At 50.4% G+C, this 18,751-nt stretch carries 12 protein-coding genes; 11 read left to right on the top strand and 1 reads right to left on the bottom strand.

Going from position 1 to position 18,751, the window contains the following annotated elements; translation table 11 throughout:
- The first annotated feature begins 344 nt into the window (after positions 1-344).
- From pth to NSB25_RS27750, 4 genes are all read left to right on the top strand, one after another.
- Positions 345-986: an aminoacyl-tRNA hydrolase gene (pth, locus tag NSB25_RS27735; RefSeq protein WP_103242509.1), complete on the top strand. Its 642-nt coding sequence runs from the start codon at positions 345-347 to the stop codon at positions 984-986.
- A 34-nt stretch (positions 987-1,020) separates the two neighbouring features.
- Positions 1,021-4,602: a transcription-repair coupling factor gene (gene mfd / locus NSB25_RS27740; protein WP_103242508.1), complete on the top strand. Its 3,582-nt coding sequence runs from the start codon at positions 1,021-1,023 to the stop codon at positions 4,600-4,602.
- A 418-nt stretch (positions 4,603-5,020) separates the two neighbouring features.
- Positions 5,021-7,144 carry a cation:proton antiporter domain-containing protein gene (locus NSB25_RS27745; RefSeq protein WP_242982630.1) on the top strand — a complete coding sequence of 708 codons (2,124 nt, stop codon included), beginning with the start codon at positions 5,021-5,023 and terminating at the stop codon, positions 7,142-7,144.
- 52 nt (positions 7,145-7,196) lie between these two features.
- A complete protein-coding gene (locus tag NSB25_RS27750) occupies positions 7,197-7,988 on the top strand; it encodes an alpha/beta fold hydrolase (RefSeq protein WP_103242507.1) in 792 nt (263 codons plus the stop codon).
- 27 nt (positions 7,989-8,015) lie between these two features.
- On the opposite strand, the gene NSB25_RS27755 is transcribed toward NSB25_RS27750, so the two are convergent.
- Positions 8,016-9,035 (bottom strand): LacI family DNA-binding transcriptional regulator, encoded by a 1,020-nt coding sequence (locus NSB25_RS27755; protein ID WP_103242506.1) that lies wholly within the window; start codon positions 9,033-9,035, stop codon positions 8,016-8,018.
- A gap of 563 nt (positions 9,036-9,598) precedes the next feature.
- Here NSB25_RS27755 and iolC point away from each other — a divergent pair.
- The 7 genes from iolC to iolG all read left to right on the top strand — a co-directional run bounded on the left by iolC (position 9,599) and on the right by iolG (position 18,314).
- Positions 9,599-10,633, top strand: coding sequence for a 5-dehydro-2-deoxygluconokinase (iolC, locus tag NSB25_RS27760; RefSeq protein WP_103242505.1), 1,035 nt, complete (start codon positions 9,599-9,601; stop codon positions 10,631-10,633).
- 19 nt (positions 10,634-10,652) lie between these two features.
- Complete coding sequence (gene iolD, locus NSB25_RS27765) at positions 10,653-12,584, top strand: 3D-(3,5/4)-trihydroxycyclohexane-1,2-dione acylhydrolase (decyclizing) (protein WP_103242504.1); 1,932 nt, start codon at positions 10,653-10,655, stop codon at positions 12,582-12,584.
- Between the two features lie 294 nt (positions 12,585-12,878).
- Positions 12,879-13,664, top strand: a complete 786-nt coding sequence (locus NSB25_RS27770; RefSeq protein WP_103242503.1) for a 5-deoxy-glucuronate isomerase — start codon at positions 12,879-12,881, stop codon at positions 13,662-13,664.
- 83 nt (positions 13,665-13,747) lie between these two features.
- On the top strand, positions 13,748-14,899 hold the full coding sequence (locus tag NSB25_RS27775) for an iron-containing alcohol dehydrogenase (RefSeq protein ID WP_103242502.1): 1,152 nt from the start codon (positions 13,748-13,750) through the stop codon (positions 14,897-14,899).
- A gap of 17 nt (positions 14,900-14,916) precedes the next feature.
- Complete coding sequence (locus NSB25_RS27780) at positions 14,917-15,756, top strand: class II fructose-bisphosphate aldolase (protein ID WP_103242501.1); 840 nt, start codon at positions 14,917-14,919, stop codon at positions 15,754-15,756.
- A gap of 87 nt (positions 15,757-15,843) precedes the next feature.
- Positions 15,844-16,737 carry a myo-inosose-2 dehydratase gene (gene iolE / locus NSB25_RS27785; RefSeq protein ID WP_103242500.1) on the top strand — a complete coding sequence of 298 codons (894 nt, stop codon included), beginning with the start codon at positions 15,844-15,846 and terminating at the stop codon, positions 16,735-16,737.
- A 566-nt stretch (positions 16,738-17,303) separates the two neighbouring features.
- On the top strand, positions 17,304-18,314 hold the full coding sequence (gene iolG, locus NSB25_RS27790) for an inositol 2-dehydrogenase (RefSeq protein WP_103242510.1): 1,011 nt from the start codon (positions 17,304-17,306) through the stop codon (positions 18,312-18,314).
- Positions 18,315-18,751: the final 437 nt, after the last annotated feature.

Consider the following 18,751-nt stretch of genomic DNA (forward strand, 5'->3'; position numbering starts at 1 on the left):
CTATGTTAGACTACTACACCGTAAGGTGTGGAACATGTTAAGTTGATTGAACCGCCGTGTACCGAACGGTACGCACGGTGGTGTGAGAGGTCGGTAGGCGAAATAATCGCCTACCTCCTACTCGATTGCCGGAAAAGTTTATTGTCAGATGGATATGGAATCAGAAAGATGTCAGAGGCGTTTTGTGCGGAGATTTGTCGTCTGTTTCTATCCAGGGAAAGGAAATCAACTTGACGATAAATAAGAAAAAAGCCTATAATGACTATAGGGTTCGCGATGTGGTTCCGTGAACTGCCTGCGGCAATTGAAATAGCAGGAACAGAGAAAAGTAAGGGAGTAATAAAATGTATATCATAGTGGGACTTGGGAATCCCGGCAGGGAATATGCCGGAACCCGGCACAATGTAGGATTCGGTGTGGTGGAGAAGCTGGCGGAGAAGGAGAACATTTCCGTGCTGGAGAAGAAGCACAGAGCGATTATCGGGAAGGGAGTTATCGCCGGGCAGAAGTGCATCCTGGCCAAGCCTCTGACCTATATGAATCTCAGCGGAGAGTGTGTCCGGCAGATGATTGATTATTACAAGGTGGACGAGACTTCGGAGCTGATTGTGGTTTCCGATGATGTCAGTCTGGAACCTGGGCAGATAAGGATTCGCAGGAAGGGAAGCGCAGGAGGACATAACGGACTGAAAAATATCATCGCACATCTGGGGCATGACAGCTTCATCCGGGTGAAGATGGGTGTGGGGGAGAAGCCCAGGGGCTGGGATCTGGCCGATTATGTGCTTGGAAAATTTTCGCAGAAGGACATGGAGGTTGTGGAGGAAGCGGCGGAGCGGGCTGCGGATGCCATTTACATGATCATTTCGGAGGGGCCGGATGCCGCTATGAATTGCTATAACGGCGGGAAGAAGGAAGAACGGAAGGTGAAAAAGCAGCCGGAACCGGCAACAGACAAGGCGGCGGATTCCTTCCCGGGACATTGAATCAAATCAGGCTTATTATGCGAGGAGGCAGAACATGCAGGCACTACTGGCACCGCTGCAGGAGCTGGCGGAATTCGGCAATATCAGGGATGCCATCAGAAAAGGGACAGGGCGGGGAGAGAATGCGGCCGCTGCGCTGACCGGCTGTGTGGATTCCCAGAAACTGCATATGATTTACGGACTGGGCGATGGCTTTCGGATAAAGGTCATCGTCACTTACAGTGATTTGCGGGCGAAGGAACTTTTCGAGGAATACAGATTTTACGACAGGAACGTCATATTGTATCCGGCAAAGGACCTGATTTTTTTCCAGGCGGATATTCACGGGAATCAGCTGGTCAGGGAGCGGGTGAAGGTGCTGCGCAGACTGATGGAACGGAAGCCTGTGACCATTGTTACCACGTATGCGGCGCTGATGACGCCTCAGGCTGTGTGGGACAGGGAGAAGGATGTCATCGATGTGGAAAAAGGGAAATCTCTGGATGAAAAAAAGCTGTACAGGCGTCTGGTGGACATGGGGTATGAGAAGACTTATCAGGTGGAAAGTCCGGGACAGTTCTCCGTCCGGGGCGGCATTGTGGACATTTTCGACCTGACAGAAGAGAATCCTTATCGCATCGAACTCTGGGGAGACGAAGTGGAGTCCATCCGCAGCTTTGATATCCTGAGTCAGCGCTCCATTGAGAATCTGGAGGGAATTTCCCTTTTTCCGGCCACAGAGTTCGTGCTGGAGGAGGAGAGAATCCGCAGAGGACTGAAAAGGCTGGAAGAAGAGGGGAAAAAGCAGGAGAAGCTGTTCCGGGATTCCTTCCGCACCGAGGAGGCACATCGGATTGCGGTGCAGGTGAAGGAGCTGAAGGAAGAGCTGCTGGAGTTTAAAAGCAAAGTAAATCTGGAAGGATATATCCGCTATTTCTATGAAGATACGGTGACCCTGCCGGAGCTGCTGACGCGTCTGACAGCGGAGGAAGGCGGGAGGGCAGGAAGAGGCCGGCCTTTGTTTTTCGTGGAGGAGCCCGGGCGGGTGAAGGAGCAGGCGGAAGCCGTGGAGCTGGAATTTCGGGAGAGTATGGCACAGCGCGCGGAAAAGGGATATGTTCTGCCCGGCCAGATGGATATTCTGTACGGCGGAGAGCAGGTGGCCGCGGCCCTGCTGACGGGCAGCGTGATTACGCTGTCCACCATGGAGACAAGGGGATATTTCAGGGCCGATGTAAAGACGGATATTGCGGCAAGAAATGTGGCGCCTTATAACAACAGCTTCGAAGCGCTGGTAAGAGACCTGAAATTGTTTAAAAAGAATGGCTACCGGGTTCTCCTGCTGTCCGGGTCCCGGACCAGGGCAAAGCGTCTGGCGGAAGATCTGCGGGATCAGGAGATTTCGGCGGTATACACGGAGGACCCCATGCGGGAAGTGCTGCCGGGGGAGGTAGTCACCTGTTATGGCCATGTAAACAAGGGCTTTGAGTATCCCATGCTGAAATTTGTGGTGCTGTCGGAGACGGACATTTTCGGTGCGGAGAAAAAGAAGAAAAAGGCGAAGAAACTCTACCAGGGGCAGAAAATCAAGGATTTCAATGAGCTGAAGGTGGGAGATTATGTGGTGCACGAGAGCCACGGCCTGGGGATTTATCAGGGAATTGAGAAGGTGGAGATGGAGGGTGTGGTCAAGGACTACATCAAGATTGAGTACAGGGATGGAGGGAACCTCTATGTGCTGGCCACCGGACTTGACATCATCCAGAAATATGCCTCCGCGGATGCCAGGAAACCGAAGCTGAACAAGCTGGGCTCAAAAGAGTGGGAACGGACCAAAACGAAGGTCCGCAGCGCCGTCAGCGAGGTGGCCCACGACCTGGTGGAGCTGTATGCTTTGAGACAGCAGAGCCAGGGGTATCAGTTTGAAAAGGATACGGTATGGCAGCGGGAATTCGAGGAAATGTTTCCCTTTGAGGAGACGGAGGATCAGATGACTGCCATTGCGGACACGAAAGCGGATATGGAAAGTACGAAGATTATGGACCGTCTGATCTGCGGCGATGTGGGTTACGGCAAGACGGAGATTGCCATCCGGGCGGCGTTCAAAGCTGTGCAGGAGGGCAAGCAGGTAGTGTATCTGGTGCCCACCACCATTCTGGCCCAGCAGCATTACACCACTTTTGTCCAGCGTATGAAGGATTATCCTATCCGGGTGGATTTGATGAGTCGGTTTCGCACGCCCGGGGAGATGAAAAAGACAGTGACGGATTTGGTGAAGGGCCAGGTGGATATCGTCATCGGCACTCACAGAGTGCTGTCGGCGGATGTACAGTTCAAGGACCTGGGGCTGCTGATTATCGACGAGGAGCAGCGGTTCGGGGTGACGCACAAGGAGAAGATTAAGAAGCTGAAGGAAAATGTGGATGTGCTGACACTGACGGCCACGCCCATTCCCCGGACCCTTCACATGAGCCTCATCGGAATCCGGGATATGAGCGTCCTGGAGGAGCCCCCCGGAGACCGGCAGCCTATACAGACCTTTGTGTGCGAGTACAACGACGAACTGGTGCGGGAGGCCATTTCCCGGGAACTGGCCAGAGGCGGCCAGGTATATTATGTATACAATCGTGTGAATAATATCGCCGATGTGACAGCGCAGATTGCGGCGCTGCTGCCGGAGGCGGCCGTGTCCTATGCCCACGGTCAGATGAAGGAGCATGAGCTGGAAAAGATCATGTTTAACTTTATCAACGGGGAAATCGACGTGCTGGTGTCCACCACCATCATAGAGACGGGACTGGATATTCCCAATGTGAATACCATGATTATTCATGATTCCGACAATCTGGGATTGTCGCAGCTTTACCAGCTCAGGGGCCGGGTGGGACGTTCCAACCGGACTGCCTATGCGTTTCTGATGTACAGAAGAGACAAGATGCTGAAGGAAGTGGCGGAAAAAAGGTTGTCGGCTATCCGGGAATTCACGGATCTGGGCAGCGGTTTCAAGATTGCCATGCGGGACCTGGAGATCAGAGGCGCGGGAAATCTGCTGGGAGTGCGCCAGCACGGGCATATGGAGGCGGTCGGATATGATCTGTACTGCAAGATGCTGGGGGAAGCCGTGCATACGCTGAAGGGCGGTAAGGCTCTGGAGGACTTTCCCACCATGATCGATCTGGATGTGGATGCCTTTATTCCGCCGACCTACATTGTAAATGAAGTACAGAAGCTGGATATATACAAAAGAATTGCGGGGATTGAGAATCCGAAGGAGCGGGATGATATGAAAGACGAGTTGCTGGACCGATTTGGAGAGATTCCGAAATCCGTGGACAATCTGCTGCGAATCGCGCTGATTCGGGTGGCCGCACATGAACTGTATATAACGGATATCAAGGGAAAGAACGAGAAAATTGCCGTGACTTTCCGGCCGGATGCGGACCTGAATCCGGCAAAGGTACCTGATTTACTGAGAAAATACGGGCCGACTCTTGCTTTTACAGGATATGGAAAGCCATTTTTTACGCTGAAATACAAGAAGACGGGCCTGATTGAGAAGGATGCCGAGCTGCTTTTGGGCAAAACGGAGGAACTCCTGGAAGAAATGAAGATTCTTCGGGTGGAGGAAGCACTTTAAGGCATTTTTATAGACCTCAAAAAATGGTATCTTCTGTTTCAGAACAGAACAAATCTGATTTTGAACAGGAGGTAATGCAGAATGAAAGGATATCATACATCGGACGGGTACATGGGACTGGTGGAAGGCAGATATATCCTCTTTGCCAGCGAGGCGGACTACAGAGACTATGTGGAAGCGTAGGGGGTGCCGGGGGCGGCATATAAGAATGCACACGGGCAATGCTCAGATTCGGGCTCAGGTAAAAATTCACATAGTCTCAGACGGAAAAAATAAAGAAAAACAGCTGGAAATTATCCGGTAAATCAAGGTATAATAAATCGAAAGGCTATTTCCGGCAGGGAACGGCAAAATCGGCGGCAGTCTGGACAGATTGCGGAACTGCCGCATCAATTGAATCAGTATGGGAGAGGCGTAAATGAACGTAGTGGAATTTTTATCGCAGTTGAATGGAGAGACAGAAATCTTACTGTCTCTCTCTATTATTTTGTTCTCGGGATTTATCCTGACAAGGATGACCAATACTTTGAACATGCCGAAGGTGAGCGGCTACATTCTGGCGGGTATTCTCATTGGCCCCTGCTGCTTTAATTTTATTCCGGCGCCTGTGATTGACGGGATGAGTTTTGTCAGTGACCTGGCGCTGTCTTTTATCGCCTTCGGCGTGGGTAAATTTTTCAAAAAAGAAGTGCTCATGCGGACAGGAAAACGTATTATTATCATCACCATCAGTGAGGCGCTGGCCGCCGGGGTTCTGGTGACGCTCTGCCTGAAATTTATCTTTAACCTGAACTGGGAATTCGCGCTGATACTGGGGGCTATCGCAACGGCCACAGCTCCTGCCAGCACCATGATGACCATCAATCAGTATAAGGCAAAGGGGGAATTTGTGGATACGCTGCTGCAGATTGTGGCCCTGGATGATGTGGTCTGTCTGCTGGCTTTCAGCATTGTGACAGCCATGATCAACGGGAACGCGGCAGGAGGATTTTCCGCACATGATCTTCTGATTCCTGTGGCTTATAATTTACTGGTGATTGTGCTGGGTATCTTCTGCGGATATTTCCTGAGCCGACTGTTGATTCCGGCCAGAAGCAAGGACAACCGGCTGATTCTTGCCATTGCCATGCTGCTGGGATTAAGCGGAATCTGTGCGGCCATCGATATCTCACCTCTGCTGTCCTGCATGGTGTTCGGCGCTGTCTACATCAACCTGACCAGGGATAAAAAGCTGTTCCGGCAGATCAACAGCTTTACGCCGCCGGTTATGTCCGTGTTCTTCATTGTGTCGGGAATGAATCTGGACCTGAACGCCCTGAAGACGGTAGGGGCCATCGGTGTAAGTTATTTTGTCATTCGCATTGTGGGGAAATACATGGGTACATATCTAAGCTGCCTTTTTACGAAAACCAGCAGGCAGATTAGAAATTATATGGGGTTCGCCCTGATCCCCCAGGCCGGTGTTGCTATCGGTCTGGCATTTCTGGGACAGAGAATGCTGCCGCCGGAGACAGGGAACATGATGCTGACTATTATTCTGTCTTCCTCCGTGCTCTATGAGATGGTGGGGCCTGTCAGCGCGAAGGCGGCCCTGGTGCTGTCGGGCAGTATCCCTTTTGGAAAGCGACCGGAAGAGGGGGATGGGCTGCCAGAAGCGGCGGAAGGATTGCCGGAGCTGGAAAATGGGGAGAATTCGGAAGAAGTGCAGCCTGAGGAAGAGCAGAATGTCTCGGAGGATGGGCTGTCGGACTTCAGGGGAGAGGCAGAGGAGAGGGCTTTGAGTCAGTCCTGGGGGAAGGAGGCCGCGGAGGCGGAGTCTGCTGCAGATTTTTCCGCGGGTTCAGAGCTTTCCGAAAAGGAAGATAGTCCCCAAAAGGATGCCGAAGAGAAGAAAAGTCTCGTAGAAGAGAAGGATGCAGCAGAAAAAAAGGAGTCAGAAGAAAAAGGAAGCGCGAAAACGCAGGAAGAAACGCAGGAGCAGGAAGATGAGGAAGCGCAATGGGGAATCGCAGCACTTCCTGAAACAGTTGAAGTCAAGACAGCAGAAGACATAACAGCAGAAGGTACAACAGCAGTGGAAGACTCTGTGGTATCAGAGGCAGAAGAGGCATTGATATCGGAGGAGGAAGCCGTCCCAGTGCCCGGACGGGAGCCGGAAGCCTCCTCCGCATCCGGAAAGGGAAAAGAGCGCCGTAAGAAAAAAACCGGAAAAGAAGGCACAAAAGAAGACAAGTCGGATAAGAAGGAGAAATCCGCCGGGAAAAAGCGCAGACAGGAAGAGCCGGATGTGGAAAATGAGGAAACACTGCGGGAAGAGGAGCCGGAGGAGAAGGAAATACTCCGGCAGCTTATGGATCCGGAACTGATGGAAGAGCCGGAAGAACAGGAGGAAGAGGACCATGCGGTACTGCCGGAGCTGAGAGAATACAGCAAAGGTGTGGAGGAGCGTGACGTCTATGATATTGAGAGGGAAGTGAAGCCTCAGAAGAACAAGAAAAAGAAAAAAGGCAAAAAGGCAGACGGGAAAGTACGGAAGGAGTGAAATTCAATGTCGACTGGTATCAGAACGTCCTGATGAAATGAGGAATGAAACAATGAAGCAAATAAAGTCAGCCAATTCACCAATTACATATTTTGTAAGCAGAACCGGGCAGGTCGAGTGGATCCTTTTTATTCACGCCGCTTTCGTCAATCACAATATGTTCAAGGCACAGTTTGCATATTTTGAGAATAAATATAATATGCTGGCTGTTGACATCATTGGTCACGGACAGTCGACGGACACGCAAAAAGGGGATACGATAGACAAGATGGCAAATTGGATATTCGACATCTTAAAGGCGGAAAATATTGAGAAAGTACATATTGTCGGTGTCTCATTGGGGGCGGTTTTAGCACAGGATTTTGCGAATCGCTATCCATGTGCGGTAAGCTCACTGGCCTGTTTTGGAGGATATGACATCAATCATTTTGACACAAAGCTGAAAAATGAAAACAGCGCCAGGCAGAAGCTGATGATGTTGAAAGCGCTTTTTTCGGTTACATGGTTCGCAAAAGCAAACAGGAAAATTTCCGCATATACTTCACAGGCTCAAAATGACTTTTTTGCCATGAATGTGCTCTTTCCCAAAAAGTCATTTAGGTTTCTGGCAACGCTTAACCGTATGGTAAATAAGTATAAAACCGGGCAGAGGAATTATCCTCTGCTGATTGGATGCGGAAAGTTTGATATCCCGATGGAATTAGAGGCCATAAAAGCATGGAAAAGCAGTGAACCCGATTGTACAGTAGTTCTTTTTGAAAATGCGGGACACTGCGTTAATATGGATGTGCCCCGGGAATTTAATAAAACAATGGAGGAATTTTGGAAAGGCGCAAGTCAGTAAAACGAACAGTGAACGGAGAATCTGGCTTCACAGATTATATTTTGTCTTAATAACAATATCCGTATACATGAATTCTGTCTCGGGCAGCTGTCCTTTCATCAGGTAATTCGCCAGCAGAAAAGGGGGACGATACCCCTGTTCAAAGCCGTTCTGATCAATGAGAAAATCGGCGAGTTCACTCTCGATGATTTTCTCATTTTTTGGTGTCTGATCATAAATGACCACAAAGGGGCGCTTTTCCAGCCGCAGCTTTTCGAATGCCTGTCCGATTCCCCCCTGCCCTCCCGATACGGAGAAGACGGCGTTGATTCCGGATATATTCAACAACGCATTTTCGATAATTTTTTCTACTTCCCGGGTATCGTTAAAGCTTGCCTGTACCCCGGCAATCTGCAGGTTTGGGCAGATACGTTTTGCTTCTTCCACAAATCCGTCAACGCGCTGGTTGTTCAGGGCGCTGCTGAAGTGGCCGGTGATGATCAGCACCTTTCCCTCTCCGCCGGTAAGCATGCGTAAAAGTCCGGCGGCGGTCTGTCCGCTGCGGTGATTGTCCATACCCACGAAACAGAGCCTTTTTGTCCCGACGATATCAGAATTAAAGGTTACGATGGGGAGATTCTTTTCCACAGCCAGGCTGTTTAATCGGGTCCTGATCAGCTCACAGTCCACCGGCATGACAGCCAGGGCGCAGATACCCTGTTCTACCAGACGGTCGATGGCATCCAGCTGCTCATTTTCATCGACAGATTCCCGCTCTTCTATCAGAAGTTCTATTCCCCGGTGCTTTAATTCCTCTCCCGCCTCCCGGATACCCCGGTTAATTTCCAGCATAAAGGAAGATTTACACAACTGGGTTACGACGCCGATTTTTCTTTTCCTTCCGGCATTCTTTTTCCTGGCCCTGTGCACATATCCCATTTCCTCTGCGATTCTGTAGATTCGATCCGCCACTTCGGGCGCAATCCGCCCCCGGTGATTCAACGCGCGGTCCACGGTTCCTCTGGATACCCCTGCCGCGTCTGCAATCTGCTGTATTGTCACTGCCATAAAAATCTCCTTTTCTGTCAGAAAGTGAACTGTTGTATTTTATATCCTTTTTCCGTCGTCGACCTGAATGGCAATCTGCCAGTCATCTTCATAAACGATGGATTCCACAAAATTTGACATTGTAATTCTGAAGGCTCTGCGGCTTTTTTGAAAATAAAATATCTGAAAGAATAATCATAGTATAACATAATAAGTAAAAGCACGCAATATAAAAAAGCACGCAAAAATGTAAACTTGCGACCTTCTGGGATTATGGCGGCAACAGCACAGTTTTTTCAGACTTTGCATATAAAATCTGAATAATATTTCCAGGAAGAACTTGAATATACATTGGAAGTGTGCTAATATAAAAGCACATGAAAAAATACAGAAAGCACGCAAAAACAGGATGCACGCAGCCTGTAAAATCGGACGGAGCGGGCAGGAATCAGAGAACTGAAAACAGGATCTGTCTGACCAGTACCCCAGAGAATTTATGAACGCAGGCACTAAGCGGCCGGAAATCCTCTGCTGGTATGTGGGTACGGGCCGGACAGACATAGAACCAGAAATGGAGGGAAATCATGAAGTACATTACGTTTGACGAATCAAGACCAATGGATCTGGTGCTTCTCGGCAGGGTGGCAATCGATTTCAATCCGGCGTATAACGATCAGGTGAAAGAGGAATTTAAGCCACTGAAGAAAGTACATATGTTTGAAAAGTTTGTGGGAGGCTCTCCGGCGAACATTGCGGTGGGTGTCACCAGACATGGCCTTAAGGCTGGCTTTATCGGCAAAGTGTCCGATGACCAGTTCGGAGATTTTGTGGTGGAGTATTTTGACGGGCAGGGCATTGACACTTCCCATATCACCAGATGCACCGGCGGGGAGAAGCTGGGCCTGACCTTTACGGAAATGTTGTCCTCCAAAGAGAGCAGCATATTGATGTACCGCAACTGTATCGCAGATCTGCAGCTTCATGTGGATGATATCGACGAAGCATACATTAGAAATGCGAAGGCTATCCTGATCTCCGGAACTTCCCTGGCGGAAAGTCCTTCCAGAGAGGCGGCCATCAAGGCAGTCATGCTGGCGAAGAAGAACGACACGAAAGTGATTTTTGACATAGATTACAGAGCCTATAACTGGAAGAACAGCGATGAGATTTCCGTTTATTACTCCATGGTGGCCAAAGAGGCGGATATCATCATGGGGTCCAGAGAGGAGTTCGACCTGACAGAGAAGCTGATTCGGCCGGGGATGAACGATAAAGAGAGCGCGGCGCTGTGGCAGAAATACAATGCGAAGATTGTGGTGATCAAGCACGGAATGGAAGGCTCCACGGCATATACCTGTGACGGCCAGAGCTTCAGCATCAAACCTTTCCCGGTAGAGGCGAGAAAAGGATTCGGCGGCGGCGACGGTTATGGTTCCGGGTTCCTGTATGGGCTGTACCAGGGGTGGGAGATTATAGACTGTCTGGAATTTGGTTCCGCAGAGGCTTCCATGATGGTGCGCAGCAACAACTGTTCGGATGATCTCCCGAATCCGGAGGAAGTGGCCGCGTTTATCAGAGAGGAAAAAGAAAAATTCGGCGAGATGATAGCCAGAGTGTAAGAAGGAGAGGAGCAGGAGAATGGCAGGGACAATGAGAATGACAACCGCACAGGCGATTGTAAAGTTTTTGGATAATCAGTATGTGTCTATGGACGGAATCGAGACGAAATTTGTAGAAGGATTTTTTACCATTTTCGGGCACGGCATTGCGGTGGGGCTTGGCGAGGCTCTGGACAGTGAGCCCGGGCAGCTGCGGGTCATGCAGGGAAGGAACGAGCAGGGAATGTGCCATGTGGCCATCGCATTTGCAAAGCAGAACCAGCGCAGGAAAATCATTGCATGCGCCTCTTCCGTGGGACCGGGCGCGGCAAATATGGTGACGGCCTGCGCGACTGCCACTGTAAATAACATTCCGCTGCTGGTATTCCCGGCGGATACGTTTGCTTCCAGACAGCCGGATCCGGTGCTGCAGCAGTTAGAGCAGAGCTCTTCGCTGGCAGTGTCCACAAACGATGCGTTTAAACCGGTCTGCAAGTACTGGGACCGTGTGTCGAGACCGGAGATGGTGATGACGGCGCTGATCAATGCCATGAGAGTTCTCACAGACCCGGCGGAGACCGGAGCATGCTGTATTGCACTGCCCCAGGATGTGGAAGGAGAATCCTATGACTATCCGGAATATTTCTTCGCAAAGAGGGTACATCGGATTACCAGGCCGGCGGCGGTGGAGGAAGAGCTGGAGGATGCGGCGCAGGTGATAGCGCAGGCCAGGAAGCCTCTGGTCATCGTAGGCGGCGGTGTCCGCTACTCTGATGCGGGGGAGGAAGTGGAGCAGTTCTGCCAGGAATTCGGGATTCCCTTCGGCGAGACCCAGGCAGGGAAAAGTGCATGTGTCTCCAGCCATCCTTATTGCCTGGGCGGCATTGGTGTCACCGGAACCTATGCGTCCAATGTGATCGGAAGGGACGCGGACGTGGTGATCTCCATCGGTTCCCGTATGTCTGATTTTACCACCAGCTCCAAGCATCTCTTCCAGAATGGGAATGTGAAATTTGTCTCCATCAATAACTGCAGATTCCATGCCTATAAGATGGATGCGGTAAAAGCGGTGGGCGATGCGAAGGCGACAGTGAAGGCCCTGGGAGATAAGCTGCGCAAAATGGGATATCATTCGGCCTATACCACGGAAATTCAGGAGGCGAAGAAAGTCTGGGATGAGGAAATGGAGCGCCTGTCCGGTATCGCCTATACCGGGGAGGATTTCGAGCCCATGATCAAAGCCAGAGATCCCAGAACCATTCCGGAATTCGTGAAGCTTACAGAGGGAAAGATTACACAGACGGCGGCCCTTGCGGCAATCCGCAGAACCATTGATGAGAATGCGATAATCATTACGGCGGGAGGCTCCCTTCCCAGCTGTATGCAGAGAATGTGGACCACAGATAAGCGGGGAGGGTATCACGCAGAGTACGGATATTCCTGCATGGGATATGAGATCGCTGCTACCCTGGGCGTCAAATTTGCCGAGCCGGAGGCGGAAGTTTACTGTGTGGTGGGGGATTCCAGTTTCCAGATGCTCCACAGCGAGATCATGACCATCATGCAGGAGAAGCAGAAGGTAAATATTCTGGTATTTGACAACTGCGGTTTCGGATGCATCAATAATCTGGAAATGAATCATGGAATCGGAAGCCTTGCGACGGAATTCCGTTATACAGACGGCAAAAAGCCTACCGGCGATCTGATTCCGGTGAGCTATGCGAAAGTGGCGGAAGGATATGGTCTGAAATCCTATACCTGTAAAACCATCGAAGAGCTGGAGGCAGCCCTTGAAGATGCCAAAACGCAGACAACGGCGTGCCTGTTTGACCTGAAAGTGCTCCCCAAGACCATGACCGACGGCTATGAATCCTGGTGGAATGTGGGCATTGCAACCACCTCTGAGAAAGCGTCGGTGAGAGAGGCCTGCGAAGGCGTCTTAAAGGGAAGAAGCGAGTCCAGGGCATATTAAAAAACAGTAACCGCCCGAACAGTGCACAGATTCCTTTACGGGCGGGCATAAACGACCGGAAAGGAATCTAAGAGCGTGTGTACTGGAGGGCGGTGACGGAACTGAAAACAGTAACCGCCCGAACAGTGCACAGATTCCTTTACGGGCGGGTATAAACGACCGGAAAGGAATCTAAGAGCGTGTGAACTGGAGGGCGGTGACGGAACTGAAATAGTAAAGTCGCAAAGGACATGCGCATGAAGTGACTTTGCTCTTTAGAGCTGTCGCGCAGCGACTTAATTCAGGAGGCTAAATATGAGTAAGGTTTTTGGATATCCCGTCTTTGACGGGACCGGAGAAATGATTCTTACAACTTATGACAACGACTATAAAGAAATGCGGATGGATATCCGCGTCTACCGGCTGAAGCAGGGGGAAACCAGAAATTTTGACCGGGAGGGGGAGGAGACGGCCGTTCTTCTCCTTTCGGGGAAAATCACATATGAATGGGAAGGAAACAGGGAAACCGTCTCCAGAAAAGACGTGTTTACCGAAGGTCCCTGGTGTCTGCATGTATGCGGCGGGAAAAAGGTAAAAGTCACTGCGGAAGAAGCGGCGGAGATTTTGGTGCAGTGCACGCAGAATGAACGTCTCTTTGCAAGCCGCCTTCATGCGCCGGAGGATGCGCCCTGGGGATATTCCAGTGTGGGGAAATTCGGCAATGTGGCAAAGCGAAGAGTAAATACCATCTTTGACCATGACATCTGTCCGGAATCCAATATGGTGCTTGGGGAGGTGCTGAACGACAGAGGAAACTGGTCCGGGTATCTGCCGCACAGACATCCCCAGCCGGAAACCTATCTGTTTAAATTTGACCGGCCGGAAGGTTTCGGTGCCAGCTTTGTGGGAGACCAGGTATTTAAGAGCGTCAACAACAGCTTTTCGGCCATACCCGGCGGAGAGCTTCATCCTCAGGCGGTGGCGCCGGGATTCCAGATGTATACCTGCTGGATGATACGCCATCTGGAAGGGAACCCATGGCTGCAGACAGACCGCTGCGAAGACGAGAGGTACGTCTGGATGCATGACGCGGAATTTTAAAAATGTAAGAAGGCATTGAACGGACAACAGCGGTGGAACGAACAACAGCGGAACTAAATTTAAGAAAGGACGTGAGCTACAAAATGGCAAGAGAATTTATTGTACCGGGTCAGATAATAAACGGCGCCGGAGCGTTGGATATGGCAGAGAGTTCTTTGAGTCGGTTTGGCAGGAAGGCGCTTATCGTTACAGATAAAGTCATGATTCAGCTGGGAAATTGTGGAAAGCTGGAGGCTGCTCTGAAGAATCAGGGGATTGCCTGTTCTGTCTATTCCGAGATTACAGGGGAACCCACAGATAAAATGATCGATGCAGGCCTTGCGCAGTACAGGGCTGAAAACTGTGACTTCCTGATCGCACTGGGCGGAGGGAGCCCCATTGATTCCATGAAGGCGATCGCTTCCCTGGTCGCTCACGGAGGGAGCATTTCCGACTACATGGGCAAAGAAATCAATGTGGAGATGCCGCCGATTATCGCCATTCCCACCACGGCAGGCACAGGATCGGAAGCAACCCAGTTTACCATTATTACCGATACACAGAAGGACATCAAAATGCTGCTGAAAGGAAAGGTACTGATGCCGGATCTGGCAATCATTGATCCTCAGTTTACCATGACGGCACCGCCTAAAATTACGGCGGCAACAGGTCTGGATGCCCTTTGCCATGCGGTGGAGGCTTATACCTCCAGAAAAGCGCAGGTGATGTCCGATACTTTTGCCCTGTCAGCGGTAAAACGGATTTTCAGATATCTTCCTGTGGCATTCCATGACGGACAGAATGAAGAAGCCAGAGTGCAGATGTCCATTGCGGCACTGGAAGCGGGGATCGCGTTTAACAATGCAAGCGTCACCCTGATTCACGGTATGAGCCGTCCCATCGGCGCATTGTTCCATGTGGCCCACGGACTTTCCAATGCAATGCTGATGAAAGAGTGTCTGGGATTTGCCCTGGAAGGTGCCTATGACAGATTTGCAGAGCTGGGCCGCGCTATCGGCGCAGCGGAAAGCAGTGATTCTGATCAGGTGGCAGGTGAGAAATTCTTAAAGGCGGTGACGGCGCTTACAGATGAGCTGGAAACGCCCACTCTGGAGGCGTACGGAATCAACAAAGAGGAGTTCTTCCGGGTGATTGACAAGATGGCGCATGACGCCATGGAGAGTGGCAGCCCGCAGAACACACAGAGAGAAATCACACAGGCAGATGTGGAACAGATGTATCGCAACCTCTGGTAAGGCAGGAGAGAAAATATATGGCATTGGTTACAATGAAAGCGCTGCTGACGCAGGCGAAGAAGGAACATAGAGGAGTCGGAGCCTTCAGCGTGGGCAATATGGAGATGGTCAAAGGGGCAATTCAGGCGGCGGAAGAGCTGGATACGCCGATTATATTGCAGATTGCAGAAGTGCGGCTTAAGCATTCGCCGCTGCACCTGATGGGGCCCATGATGATACAGGCTGCCAGAGAAGCGAAGGTGAATGTGGCGGTCCATTTGGACCATGGACTTACCATGGAAACTGTACAGAAAGCACTGGAACTGGGATTTACATCGGTTATGTATGACAGTTCCACATATCCTTTTGAAGAGAATATTGCACGGACGAAAGCGGTGGTGGAACTGGCGGCAAAGTATGACGCAACGGTAGAAGCGGAGCTGGGACTGGTGGGTGGAAGCGAAGACGGAAGCTGTGACCATGGAATCAGATGTACAGATCCGTTTGACGCAAAACAATTCTGTGAGAGGACTGGAGTTGACGCGCTGGCAGTTGCAATCGGCAATGCCCATGGAAACTATCCGGTTGCTCCGAAACTGGCTTTTGATGTGTTGGAGAAGATTCACAGGGAGACCGGCGGACTTCCTCTGGTTCTGCACGGTGGAAGCGGAATTACCGATGAGGATTTCAGACAGGCTATTTCTCTGGGGATAGTGAAAGTCAATATTGCAACCGCAAGCTTCAACTGTCTGACAAAAAAGGCTTCTTCTTATATGAAGACAGAGGGACCACACAATTATTTTGCATTGAGTGAAGCCATGGTTGCAGGGGTGTATGAAAATGTCATGCATCATATAGAAGTATTTAACTGTGCATAGTACATATAAAACAGTGACAGTCCGGACAGGTCACTGAACGGTTACTGAAAACAGACAGAAAAATCTGGAGAAAGAGAGGAAGTATTGATGTTAAGCAAAGAGAGAGTACATTTGGGAATCGCCCCCATCGCATGGACCAATGATGACATGCCGGATCTGGGAGCGGAGAACACCTTTGAACAGTGTGTGTCGGAGATGGCTCTGGCCGGGTTCACGGGCTGTGAAGTGGGCAACAAATTTCCGAAGGATACGGTTGTGCTGAAAAAGGCACTGGATCTTCGGGGAATTCAGGTGTGCAACGCATGGTATTCCACCTTTCTGACCACTGCCCCTTATGAGGAGACAGAAAAAGGATTTATCCAGCATATCCGTTTCTTGAAAGAGATGGGAGCTAAAGTGGTAGGCGTTTCCGAGCAGGGCCATTCCATTCAGGGGACGGACAAAGCCATATTCACAGAGAAATATGTGATGGACGACAGGGAGTGGGAACTGTTGTGCACGGGACTGAACAAACTGGGCCGTGTGGCCAGAGAAGAGGGAATTGCGCTGACCTTCCATCACCACATGGGAACGGTGGTGCAGACTGCGGATGAAATCGACCGGATGATGGAGAACACGGATCCGGAACTGGTGGGGCTTCTGTTCGACAGCGGCCATCTGGCTTACTGCGGTGAGGATTATCTGGTGGTGCTGAAAAAGCATATTCACAGAGTCAGACATGTGCATCTGAAGGATATCCGTCCGGAAATGGTGAAGAAGGTAAAGGATGAGAGCTTAAGTTTTCTCCAGGGCGTGCGTCTGGGCGCATTCACGGTGCCCGGGGACGGCAGCATTGATTTCGGTCCCATCTTCGATGTGCTGGCGGAACATGATTACAGCGGCTATGTGCTGGTGGAGGCAGAGCAGGATCCGGCAGTGGCAAATCCGTTGGAATACGCCATCAGGGCGAGAAAGTATATTGCTGAGAAGGCTGGAATTTAACAGGGGAATATTCGCGTTTAACACACAACGAGCAGTGTTTTGTGCGAGGACTTTTATGATCCTGAAGCCGAAGGCAAATTCCCTGTAATGTTCTGCTGGAAGGCTGCTGTTATAGTCCGGGATTCCTGCAAGGATTTGCAGGGGTCTGCCGCCTAAGGCTGGGGTTTCTGCAGCAAGTCAGGGTTAAAGCAAAGGGACGGCAGAGGAGGCCGGGAGCTCTTTCCTCGGCGGGGTAACGCGCCGGGGAACTAACTGCCAACAGAAACTAAGGCGCGAAAGTACCGCACCTAAGTTTCAGTAGGCAGTGGATTTCCTCTCTGCTAAAAGCACCCCTTGGTGCTTTCGAAAAGAGCTCCCGGCCTCCTCTGCCTGTTTCTCAGCAGGTTAAACAGTATGGTACAGATATCGAACCGGGCGTTGGCTATACAGAATGCTAAAATGGTAAACCAGACTGCGGTATTTCATATAAAAACCTGCAAAAAACAGGCGCCGCCGCCCTTAGTGAATTAAACGCGAAATTAATGGAACTGACATCAATTTATAAAAAGGAAAGAGAGGAAAAACAGATGATTCGTATTGGCATTATCGGAGCAGGACGTATCGGAAAGGTACATTTGGAGTCCATCACCTACCATGTGAAGAACGCGGTTGTAAAAGCCATGGCCGACCCCTTTATGAATGAGGAGACCGAGAAATTTATCCGGGGAATGGGGGTAGAGAAGATTTATCAGGATTATAAAAAAATTCTGGAAGATCCGGAAATTGACGCAGTGCTGATTTGCTCGTCCACAGATACCCACGCGTCCATATCCATCGAGGCCATCGAGGCAGGAAAAAATGTATTCTGCGAGAAACCTGTGGATCATGCACTGGATAAGATTAAAGCAGTGGAAGACGCCCTGGCGGCGCATCCGGAATGCAAGTTCCAGGTCGGATTTAACCGTCGGTTTGATCACAATTTTGCGGCGGTGCGCAAGGCATACGATGAAGGAAAGATCGGAGAGGCCCATATCCTGAAGATTACCTCCAGAGATCCGGAGCCCCCCAATCCCGCATATATCAAAGTATCCGGCGGCATGTTCCTGGATATGACCATTCATGACTTTGATATGGCATGTTTTCTTACCAACAGTGATGTGGAGGAAGTCTACGTACAGTCTGCCGTGCTGGTGGATCCGGCCATCGGCGAGCAGGGAGATGTGGACACCGCCATTATCACCATGAAAATGGCCAACGGAGCGCTGGCTGTGATCGACAATTCCAGACGTGCTGCTTACGGATATGATCAGAGAGCAGAGCTTTTCGGTTCCAAAGGCATGGTGGCAACCTCTAACGACACCCTTTCTTCCGCTGTTATTTCCAATGCGGAGGGTGTGACCGGAGAGAAACCGCTGTTCTTCTTCCTGGAGAGATATATGGAGTCCTTCTCGGAAGAAATGCGCCAGTTTGTGAACGCCTGTGAAAACGGCGGACAAGTGCCGGTGGGGATCCATGCCGGAATGCAGTCGGTGAAAATCGGGCTGGCGGCGAAAAAGTCCGTGGAAGAACACAGACCGGTTAAGATTTCCGAACTATAAAGAAAAGAAAAATACAGGGTGGCTGAGGATGAGACAGCTGCCCTGTTTTTATATGGAATTTGGAATGATATGCTCAGTATAAATTTTTCTTGACAACAGTCCCTTAATATCGTACACTATATTTATCAAGAGTATTCGATGAACCGTACATGCTGTCATCTGTACATTCAAGGCAAATTCTGCCGATTTACTCAGAACAAAACAAAATATGGCAGGACTGTGCCTGTGAGGCTCCTGCCAGGACAGGAGGATTTTATGGAACAAATGGTAAGAAGGGAAGCGCTGTACATGCAGCATGTTCTGCATGTATTATAACTTCTCGGAATCTCAATAAAGGAGATTCCAACCGAAGATTGACAACTGAATATCGTGCAGGAAAAGAAATTTGAGAAAAATGGACATAAACATTGGACATAGTGGGTACTATGCCTTGAAAA

The sequence above is a fragment of the Acetatifactor muris genome (genome assembly GCF_024623325.1).
GTDB lineage: Bacteria > Bacillota > Clostridia > Lachnospirales > Lachnospiraceae > Acetatifactor > Acetatifactor muris.

What these genes read in the sequence shown, in the direction of transcription:
- pth (WP_103242509.1), top strand. Translation starts at nt 345, where the DNA reads ATGTATATCATAGTGGGACTTGGGAATCCCGGCAGGGAATATGCCGGA.
- mfd (WP_103242508.1), top strand. Translation starts at nt 1,021, where the DNA reads ATGCAGGCACTACTGGCACCGCTGCAGGAGCTGGCGGAATTCGGCAAT.
- NSB25_RS27745 (WP_242982630.1), top strand. Translation starts at nt 5,021, where the DNA reads ATGAACGTAGTGGAATTTTTATCGCAGTTGAATGGAGAGACAGAAATC.
- NSB25_RS27750 (WP_103242507.1), top strand. Translation starts at nt 7,197, where the DNA reads ATGAAGCAAATAAAGTCAGCCAATTCACCAATTACATATTTTGTAAGC.
- NSB25_RS27755 (WP_103242506.1), bottom strand. Translation starts at nt 9,035, where the DNA reads ATGGCAGTGACAATACAGCAGATTGCAGACGCGGCAGGGGTATCCAGA.
- iolC (WP_103242505.1), top strand. Translation starts at nt 9,599, where the DNA reads ATGAAGTACATTACGTTTGACGAATCAAGACCAATGGATCTGGTGCTT.
- iolD (WP_103242504.1), top strand. Translation starts at nt 10,653, where the DNA reads ATGGCAGGGACAATGAGAATGACAACCGCACAGGCGATTGTAAAGTTT.
- NSB25_RS27770 (WP_103242503.1), top strand. Translation starts at nt 12,879, where the DNA reads ATGAGTAAGGTTTTTGGATATCCCGTCTTTGACGGGACCGGAGAAATG.
- NSB25_RS27775 (WP_103242502.1), top strand. Translation starts at nt 13,748, where the DNA reads ATGGCAAGAGAATTTATTGTACCGGGTCAGATAATAAACGGCGCCGGA.
- NSB25_RS27780 (WP_103242501.1), top strand. Translation starts at nt 14,917, where the DNA reads ATGGCATTGGTTACAATGAAAGCGCTGCTGACGCAGGCGAAGAAGGAA.
- iolE (WP_103242500.1), top strand. Translation starts at nt 15,844, where the DNA reads ATGTTAAGCAAAGAGAGAGTACATTTGGGAATCGCCCCCATCGCATGG.
- iolG (WP_103242510.1), top strand. Translation starts at nt 17,304, where the DNA reads ATGATTCGTATTGGCATTATCGGAGCAGGACGTATCGGAAAGGTACAT.